The sequence below is a fragment of the Streptomyces sp. CoH27 genome (assembly GCF_020181035.1).
Lineage (GTDB): Bacteria > Actinomycetota > Actinomycetes > Streptomycetales > Streptomycetaceae > Streptomyces > Streptomyces camelliae.
Window position 1 is genome coordinate 253,992 of the sequence record NZ_JAIQYY010000011.1, and the last position, 562, is coordinate 254,553.

At 81.0% G+C, this 562-nt stretch carries 1 pseudogene; it reads left to right on the forward strand.

Going from position 1 to position 562, the window contains the following annotated elements:
• Nucleotides 1-562: pseudogene (locus LE548_RS20520) on the forward strand (hypothetical protein); the annotation flags it as partial.

The window sequence follows — 562 nt, forward strand, 5'->3', positions numbered from 1 at the left end:
GAGTTGGCCACCCCGGGCATCCGCACCGATGCCACCGGCGCCGGGAGCGGCCTGGTCGACGGCAGGTCCACCGCCGCCGCCCGCACACCGGGCACCGCCGATCAGCAGGACCACGGCCACGGCGACCGTACGCAGCAACCGGTAGCCCCGGCTCCGACGCCACGGCCGCCGGGCGGTCCGTACCCGGGGCGGGACGGTACGCCCGGCGCCACGACCGCGCTGCGGCAGGGAGCCGAACCCCGGGCCCGAGCCGGTGCGCCCCCCGAACCCGGCCCCGGGGACCGGCCTCCGTGCAGCAACGGCACCACGGCCGGCAGACGCGCCACGCCGGGCACCGGCACCCCGGCCACTCCCTGCCGCACGCCCGGAAACCCCACGACGCCCGGCCCCGGCACCCCGACCGGCCACAGCACCGCGCCCGGCCACGACGCCACGCCCGGACTCGGCACCCCGCGCGGGCGCCTCGCCCCTACCAGCTGCGTCAGCCCGGACGGCCGCGCCGTCACGGACGGCCGCGCCGTCACGGACGGCCGCGCCGTCACGGACGGCCGCGCCGTCACGG